The following is an 8639-nucleotide window of genomic DNA, read 5'->3' as shown; positions in this document are numbered from 1 at the left end:
CTGAGTTTGAAACGTTCTACACTAAGAACATTCTGCTTAACGAAGGCATTCGTGCTTGGATGGCTCCAACAGACCAACCTCACGAAAACTTCATCTTCCCTGAAGAAGTTCTGCCTCGCGGTAACGCTCTGTAATCTGGGCAAAATACCAAAAGCTGCAACATTTTAAAAGGGTAAGATAAATTAGTTTAGGCTTTACCCTTGATGTTTAAAAAGCTCCTGCCGATCGGCAGGAGCTTTTTATGACAATTATGAGAATATCGAGTATTCTCGGCCGCATGACAATTGTGCCGGCTAACTTTCTTAAAAGGCGTCTGTGTTATCTACGTCAAGGATCGTGACATCTGGGGTTTCTCGATCGAGCCAAGATTTATGCAAAAATGCTAGTCAAATTATCGATTCGATCGCCAGATGTAGACGTTCCCTCGGACAAGTCTCTCCAGCCGACGGCATCGGCGCATTTGTCAACCCCCTATCTGGCAAGAATATCGATCGCACATTTGGCGCTTTGCACCCCGCTTTCGATCCCAGCTTCCGAATCAAATATCTGCAATCGGTTCAAAAGGTCGATCGCCCCTTCGCTGTAGAGAGCCAAAACCTTGCAGCAGCCGTAAATTTCCCCGATCTTGCAAAATTGTCAATTTGCATCCCCCACTTGTAATTCCTTGTGTTATTCTAGTAATTGTGCATACCAGAACGAGACTCAGAACGCAGGTTCTTCTGGTAATGCTGCCAATTGGTAGCACACAAACCCTCATACTTAATCTCAGATTAAGATGAGGTGCGTTCAAATATAAACCATTTAGTAAAACTTGGAGGTGATGCCCATGATAGAAAGTAGTAAATGCATGGGTCATCAGATTGGAAACTACCGGCTGTGCGCCGGGGCCGCTCACTAGCAGTCAGCCGTCGTTGCCAACTGGAAACGACTTCCACCCGAAGGCTGATCTAGGGATTCTCCCGGCAGTCAGGTTCTAATCTGAAGACCCGCTAGACCGCTCTCACCTTAAATAGTGTTACATCTCGAGTATTAAAACTTGGGTCCCAACACTATTGGTGAGAGCGGATAGTTTTTGGTAGGATTTTCCCCAGGAGGACTGTGAATCTGCCACGGCTCATCCCAAAATACAAAAAAAAATATGGCTGACCTACTTAACGATACTGAAATTCAAGAGCGCGCTAGCAAATTGTCAGGCTGGACGGTTAAAGGAAAGCAACTTCGGTGTACCCGTTTATTTAAAGATTTTATCGACGCGATCGCATGAGTGCATAAGTTGGTTGCCCCCTCACAAGCCGCAGGACATCACCCAGACAGAGAAATCTCTTATAACAAAGTAACAGTTAACTTGACAACTCACGATGCCGGAGGCTTAACTGAGAAAGACTGGGCGCTGGCCCAAGTCCTTTCTACGCTAGATTAAAAGAGTTCCCGTTTGTCCAACAGGAACCGCTGCATCATCTAGCGACAGTCCCCGATAGCGGAAAGCTCGCAAATAAAAAATCGACTCTGGGTTAAAATCGGGTGAGAGAAAGTCGAGATGCCAAAAGTCCAATGTATAAAAGGCTATTAGCCATCATCCGACCATGATCGTATTTGAAAAGCCAGAGTTCTTGAACGAGTCTGCTGAAAGAACCGATCTTATAGAAAAGCTTCTGGATATTGGCGCTGCTTTGTCGAGCGCTCAAGATTTAGGCGGTTTGTTACATTTGATTTTATCCAAAAGTAGGGAAATCACCAGCAGCGACGCGGGCAGCGTTTACTTAGTAGATCGCAGCGACGAAAAATCCAAGCTGCTGTTCAAGGTGGCTCAAAACGCTTCTAAACCCAGACTGTCGTTTAAGGAGTTTGCACTGCCGCTGACAGACAAAAGTTTGGCGGGTTACGTAGCAATTACAGGTCAAAGTTTGAACCTGTCGGATGCCTACGACTTACCCCCAGGCGTACCTTACCAGCTAGATACCAGTTTTGACAGGGATATTAATTACCGCACTTGCTCGGTAATGGTGCTGCCGATGCAAAACCGACAGGGCGAGACAATCGGCGTACTGCAATTGATCAACCGCAAAACAAAGGCAGATGCAGTGCTGACAGCCGAGAATGCCTGGGAATCGACGCAGCAGTATTCTTTGTGGGAAGAAAGGATAGTTCGATCGCTAGCATCTCAAGCAGCAATCTCGATCGAACGCAATCAACTCCAAGAAAGCATAGAACACTTGTTTGAAGGCTTCGTCAAAGCCTCAGTGCAAGTCATAGAAGCAAGAGACCCCTGTACATACGGCCATTCAGAACGAGTCGCAGCCCTCACAGTACGCCTGTCAGAAGAAGTAAACGCTGTCAGCAGCGGATGGCTGCGCTCAGTTTACTTTAACAACCGCCAAATTCAAGAAATTCGCTACGCCGCCCTGCTGCACGATTTTGGCAAAATCGGAGTGCCAGAAGCAGTTTTGACCAAACAAAAAAAGCTCTATCCCGCACAGCTAGAAATCATCCGCCACCGATTTGGCTTAGCTCAGCGGACAATGGAACTCGAATGCGCCCAGTCTAAATATAGATACTTGCTAGAACATTCAGCCTACCGAAAACATCCGAGCGAAGAGCCAGAATGTAGTCAATGCCAGCAAATAGAACAGCTAGACACCAACCTAGCAGAAGCGAAAACCAGATTGGCTCAATATTGGGAAGTTCTGATCGAGGCAAACGAACCTCACATTTTGACAGCAGAACCCCTAGCTCAACTGCGAGAACTTTCTCGGCAAACTTACACAGATATCGACGGGGCAGTTAAACCCCTGCTGAGTCCCGAGGAGATCGTGCAATTGATGGTGTCCAGAGGCAACCTGACACCGGAAGAACGATCGGCAATAGAATCTCATGTAACTCACACTTACGAATTTCTCAGCCAAATTCCGTGGACAAAGGATCTAAAAAATGTTCCCCAAATCGCCTACGGACACCATGAAAAACTAGACGGTACAGGCTATCCGCGAGGATTGAAAAACTCGGAAATCCCGATTCAAGCGCAACTAATGACGATCGCCGATATTTACGACGCCCTGACAGCAGGCGATCGTCCCTACAAACGAGCTCTATGCACAGATGCAGCAATGAAAATTTTGCGACAAGAAGCAGCTCACCACAAAATCAACGCAGACTTGTTAGAATTGTTCGATCAATGCCAAGTATTTAGCGTCCTAGGACACAGCTTGGATGCTAAAGTCGAATCAGCGTAGACGAGTCGGGCGTACTGTGCTAAAAAGTAGAGAGGCGATCGGGATTCTGAGTGTCAGCCGTCAAATCAACCGACAGCCTAAGTAAAGTAGGGTTTTGAGGCAGTTGATGGCAGGGGTAAAAACACCCTCTGTGCATCAGCCGACCGCATCCATACACTCAGTCAGCCGTAAAAAATCCCAAGAAAAAGCGAATTTTAGGTGTAGTTTTGCAGTATGCTAGTCGAGCAACTACTGACCGCATAGAACACTAGAAAAGTTTCTCTGTAATCGGTGTGAGGATGAGAGTGAATATGTCGAAATTTTTGTGGAGTTACCTATTAATCAGCCCAGCAGTCTTAGGAGCTACCCTAGTAGTTTCTTCGAGCGCGATGGCAGCAAACGCTCAGCCCGGTGCTGATGCGATCAAGCCTCAAGCTGCAATCGCTGAAACTGCTGAAACCTCGGAAGCGAAAGTCAATGCTCCTTCTGCTGTGGAGGAAACTACCGCAGCGGCCGATCTAGTCGAAGAAAATTCCCTAGCAGCACGCATCAAAACAGAGCCAGCGATTGCAGCTTCCGACAAGAGTGCAACAGAAAGCGCGATCGCCTCCGCTAACACAGCCCCCTCAGCGGAAAATCCCCAAGCGGCATCACAACCTGCAACTGAATCTTTAGCAGCAGTTGAACCAGCAGCGGCTCAACCACTAGAAAATTCTGAAGCAGCCAAACTAGACAATGCAGCCCCTGCAGCTACCGCTACCTCAGAGATCCTGGGTGCAGTTCAATTAGAAACTACCGCCCCAGCAGCAGCAGTCCCGACAGAACAAACAGCGGCAGCGCCAGCAGAACAAACAGCACCGGCTGAAGCTGTAGCCCAAACAGCACCGGCTGAAGCTGTAGCCCAAACAGCACCGGCTGAATCTGTAGCCCAAACTGCCGCACCGCAAGCTCAAAACCCAGCCGCCACATTAGAGCAACTCAACCAATACAGCAGCGAAGGTGCAGCAGGTGGCGAAACTCAAGGTCAAGTGACCTCAGTATCCCAACTTTCCGACGTGCGGCCCACAGACTGGGCATTCCAAGCACTGCAATCCCTAGTCGAGCGCTACGGCTGTATTGCCGGGTATCCCGACGGTACTTTCCGCGGCAACCGGGCCATGACCCGCTACGAATTCGCCGCCGGTTTAAACGCTTGCTTAGACAAGGTTAGCGAGCTAATCAGAGGAGGCAGCGGCAACTTAGCTACGAAAGATGACTTGGCAGCCCTCCAACGCCTCCAAGAAGAATTTGCAGCTGAACTGGCGACCCTGCGCGGCCGCGTCGATGCTCTCGAAACTCGGACATCCGAACTCGAAGCCAACCAATTCTCAACTACTACCAAACTGACTGGGGAAGCAATTTTTGCCCTCAGCGACGACTTTGGCGGCTCCGATGGCTTGTTTGGCAGAAACAATGACAGAATCATCGGCAGGGGTAGCAATGAGACAGTCTTCCAACAGCGGGTACGTCTCAATTTAAATACGAGCTTCACCGGCAGAGACTTGTTGCTCACCAGGCTTCAAGTCGGCAACGGTCAAAGATTTAACGTTGGGGCTACCAGCGAAGGCGCTCAAACTTGGAATTTTGTCGGCAGAACCGACAACGTTTTTCAACTAGACACCTTGCTATACAAGTTCCCAGTGGGCGACAGGCTCAACGTTACCCTGGCAGCTAACGCTGGCGTTTGGGACGACATTCTGCCGACGGTCAACCCTTACTTTGAAGACTTTGACGGTGGTAACGGCTCCCTGAGCACCTTCGGACAGCGCAACCCGATTTACCGCTTGGGTGGCGGTGCGGGTATCGGCTTTGACTATGCCTTCGGCGGCAGGGGCTTGCTGGGCGGCGTGTTCGGCCCGACTTCTCTGTCCTTCGGCTATTTGGCCTCAAGTGCAGCCAATCCTGCTAAGGGTTCAGGCTTGTTCAACGGCGACTACGCCGCGATGGGACAGTTGACTTTTACCCCCGGACGCAACTTGCAAGTTGCTTTCAACTACAACCACGGTTACTTTAGCCGAGGTAACTTCGGGTTTGACAACGCTTTGGGAAGCGGCCCCGATAATCTCGGCGGTTTCACTGGTACCGGCGTGGCTAACTCCCTCAACGGTTTGAGCGACGGCTTCCCCGGCTTCCGAGCTCGGAAAGTTGTCAGCAACTCCTACGGTGCCCAGGCTTCGTTCCGCCTCAGCCCGAGATTTGTCATTGGCGGCTGGGCCGGTTTAACCAATGCTCGCATTCTCGGCGTCGGCGATGCGAGAATTTGGAACTACGCTGTCACCTTGGCTTTGCCCGATTTAGGAAAAGAAGGCAACTTGCTGGGCTTTGTTGTAGGTCGCGAGCCTTACTTGGATAAACTTGAGGCTCCCGGCAATTTGGATAACTTCAGAAATGACCAGTCGTGGCACTTGGAAGGCTTCTACAAGTTCAAGCTTTCGGACAACATTGCTGTGACTCCGGGCGTGATTTGGATTACCAACCCCAATCAAAACGATCGTAACGACGACATCATTATTGGTACTCTGAGAACTACTTTCACGTTCTAAGAGCCGATTAGATGAGGCAGGGCGGGTCATACCCTCTCTGCTGGCAAATCTAGCCAAATTTAGCCCTGCTGATTGCAGGGCTTTTTTGTGCGGTGGAGGAATTCAAATCAAAGTCGATTAAGTTCAGTGGAAAACCGGGGTATAATAAGAAGGTAGGAGTTAGAATTTTGAACTCAATATTGAGGAAATTTTAATGTGTGACTTCGGATTAGAGAATTCTGGTTAACAAAGCAATCATGGTAGAACTCTCCTGTAAAAGCGAATACGCAATCTTAGCTTTGCTGGAGCTTGCCGATTGCTACGATGAGGGCGAGCCTCTGCAAATTCGCCAGATAGCGGCTCAGCAAAATATTCCCGATCGATATTTAGAACAGTTGCTGGCTACAATGAGACGCTGCGGGCTGATTCGCAGCCAGCGAGGAGCTAAGGGTGGTTATATCTTGGCCAGGGAACCGTGGAAAATTACACTCCTGGAAATTATCAACTGTCTCGAAGGCTCAGAATTCGATCGCTCCCAAAAAGACTCGCCTGCTCAAACTGTAGAAAGTGCTGTGATTTGGGAAGTTTGGCAAGAAGCGCGATCGATTGCCAACTCGGTTTTGCAAAAATACACACTACAGGATATGTGCGAAAAACGCAATGGCAGGCGACAGCTCGATATCATGTATTACATCTAGTTAGTATGTCCAGCTAGGAATTAAGATTCACTTTCAACAACAAACAGATACAAATTATGCGTATTGCTACCGACATTACAAAATTGGTGGGGCACACGCCCCTGGTGCAGCTCAACCGCATTCCCCAAGCCGAAGGCTGCTTGGCTCGAATTGTGGTAAAACTCGAAGGCATGAATCCGGCAGCATCGGTAAAAGACCGGATTGGTGTGAATATGGTCAATCAAGCCGAGGCCCAAGGGCTGATTACTCCCGGCAAAACGGTTTTAGTAGAACCGACTTCTGGCAATACCGGAATTGCTCTGGCAATGGTGGCAGCGGCTAAGGGCTACCAGTTGATTTTGACCATGCCGGATACAATGAGTACGGAACGTCGATCGATGTTACGAGCTTACGGAGCTCAACTAGAATTGACTCCCGGCATTGAAGGCATGAGCGGCTGCATCCGCCGCGCTCAAGAGATTGTAGACAAAACTCCGAATGCGTATATGTTGCAGCAGTTTCGGAATCCAGCCAACCCGGACGTTCACCGTTCGACAACGGCTGAGGAAATTTGGGCAGATACCGACGGCGAGGTGGATTTCCTGATTTCTGGAGTAGGCACTGGCGGTACGATTACGGGTGTTGCAGAGGTACTCAAGTCGAGGAAACCCGAGTTTAAGGCGATCGCCGTTGAGCCGACAAACAGTCAGGTACTGTCGGGCGGAAAGCCCGGGCCTCACAAAATTCAAGGTATCGGTGCGGGTTTTGTGCCGCCGGTGCTCAACGTCAATGCGATCGACGAGGTGATAGTTGTTACCGATGACGAGGCGATCGACTACGGGCGTCGCTTGGCCAGAGAAGAAGGACTTTTGTCCGGTATTTCCAGCGGTGCAGCACTTTGTGCGGCTTTGAAAGTCGGCAAGCGTCCCGAAAATGCAGGGAAATTGATTGTGATGATTCAACCTAGCTTCGGCGAACGCTATCTGAGCACTCCCTTGTTTCAAGATCCAGAACAGAATTTCGCGATGGCCCTCAACTAGACAAACTGCGCCCTAGAATCGCAGAAACTAAGAGCAGGCGTACAATATACGCCCTGCTCTACTTTTTTTAGACTGTATCAAGTCCAAATTGTCGGCGATCTCCGTTTTTTGTAATCAGGATTTGATATCAACTGTCGCAGCATCCGAATTAATATTACCCACAAATATTACCCGCAGTCAGCACGCCGCGCCGCGTCCTCGGTATCATTCGCAACCGGAAACGATCTGAGTCCCGATCGACTCAAATCCTGACTACAAACTTGTCAAAAATCAATGTGTTTCTAAAATAGATTTATGCTAATTTAAAAAATAAGGTTTTTTACCTACATTTTTTGACATTTATATCAACTAAATACCTAAAATCATAGCAGATAATGATATTTTTGTCAAGCATTTTTTCACGGATTATCTATATTTCAAGGAAATAAGAGCGTGTCTTCCGTTACCAATCACTACACAACGCTAAAAATTAGCCCAACAGCAACGCAAGCCGAGATTAAACAAGCATACCGCCGTTTAGTCAAAATATTTCATCCAGATAGCCATAGTAAAACAGCCGGTCACGAAGAGATTGTCCGCCTCAATGCAGCCTATGAAATATTAGGAGATGCCCAGCAAAGACAATCTTACGATCGCCAAATTTCCCAGTCAAGCCAACAGCAATCACCCTACGCGCCAAACGTCAGCCGCCAGCGACAGCAAACAGCCCGGGATGCCGACGAGCAAATGGAACAGTGGCTGATTAAAGTATACAAACCAGTCAATCGAATGCTCAACAGCATTTTGAAACCGCTTAAAAAGGAAATAAACGAATTGTCAGCAGATCCGTTCGATGACGAACTGATCGAAAAGTTTCAAGCATATATCGAAACCAGCAGCGAATTTCTTGAAAAAGCTCATAACTTTCTCAGATCCATGCCCAATCCATCTAATGTAGCCGGAGTTGCTGCCCATCTTTACTACTGCATCAATCAAGTGGGAGATGGCATAGAAGAATTGCATTTATTTACCCTCAATTATGACGATCGCCATTTGCACACAGGTCAAGAACTTTTTAGAATTGCCTCTAGACTGCGGCGGGAAGCACAGGAGGAATTGAAAATTAGAACTTAGTTAGTTGAAGGACAGGGGGAGAGGGGGAGAATGGGAGAG

The 8639-nt window shown here is 48.5% G+C and carries 6 protein-coding genes and 2 pseudogenes; all 8 read left to right on the top strand.

Going from position 1 to position 8639, the window contains the following annotated elements; all coding sequences use genetic code 11:
- Positions 1-134: pseudogene (locus tag IQ270_RS25630) on the top strand (photosystem II protein D2); the annotation flags it as partial.
- 181 nt (positions 135-315) lie between these two features.
- Positions 316-660 (top strand): hypothetical protein, encoded by a 345-nt coding sequence (locus IQ270_RS25625; RefSeq protein ID WP_193975988.1) that lies wholly within the window; start codon positions 316-318, stop codon positions 658-660.
- 478 nt (positions 661-1138) lie between these two features.
- A pseudogene (locus IQ270_RS25620) lies at positions 1139-1420 on the top strand (4a-hydroxytetrahydrobiopterin dehydratase).
- 163 nt (positions 1421-1583) lie between these two features.
- On the top strand, positions 1584-3230 hold the full coding sequence (locus IQ270_RS25615) for an HD family phosphohydrolase (protein ID WP_193975987.1): 1647 nt from the start codon (positions 1584-1586) through the stop codon (positions 3228-3230).
- Between the two features lie 290 nt (positions 3231-3520).
- Entirely contained in the window at positions 3521-5791 is a 2271-nt protein-coding gene (locus tag IQ270_RS25610; protein WP_193975986.1) for an iron uptake porin, read from the top strand.
- A 236-nt stretch (positions 5792-6027) separates the two neighbouring features.
- Positions 6028-6468 (top strand): Rrf2 family transcriptional regulator, encoded by a 441-nt coding sequence (locus IQ270_RS25605; RefSeq protein WP_193975985.1) that lies wholly within the window; start codon positions 6028-6030, stop codon positions 6466-6468.
- Between the two features lie 56 nt (positions 6469-6524).
- Positions 6525-7487 carry a cysteine synthase A gene (cysK, locus tag IQ270_RS25600; protein WP_193975984.1) on the top strand — a complete coding sequence of 321 codons (963 nt, stop codon included), beginning with the start codon at positions 6525-6527 and terminating at the stop codon, positions 7485-7487.
- Between the two features lie 432 nt (positions 7488-7919).
- Positions 7920-8600 (top strand): J domain-containing protein, encoded by a 681-nt coding sequence (locus tag IQ270_RS25595; RefSeq protein WP_193975983.1) that lies wholly within the window; start codon positions 7920-7922, stop codon positions 8598-8600.
- The last annotated feature ends 39 nt before the right edge of the window (positions 8601-8639 follow it).

It is taken from the genome of Microcoleus sp. LEGE 07076 (assembly GCF_015207455.1).
GTDB lineage: Bacteria > Cyanobacteriota > Cyanobacteriia > Cyanobacteriales > Microcoleaceae > Microcoleus.
Note: the sequence above shows the minus strand (reverse complement) of the source record. Positions and strands in the feature narration are given on the sequence as shown.

What these genes read in the sequence shown, in the direction of transcription:
- IQ270_RS25615 (WP_193975987.1), top strand. Translation starts at nt 1,584, where the DNA reads ATGATCGTATTTGAAAAGCCAGAGTTCTTGAACGAGTCTGCTGAAAGA.
- IQ270_RS25610 (WP_193975986.1), top strand. Translation starts at nt 3,521, where the DNA reads ATGTCGAAATTTTTGTGGAGTTACCTATTAATCAGCCCAGCAGTCTTA.
- IQ270_RS25605 (WP_193975985.1), top strand. Translation starts at nt 6,028, where the DNA reads ATGGTAGAACTCTCCTGTAAAAGCGAATACGCAATCTTAGCTTTGCTG.
- cysK (WP_193975984.1), top strand. Translation starts at nt 6,525, where the DNA reads ATGCGTATTGCTACCGACATTACAAAATTGGTGGGGCACACGCCCCTG.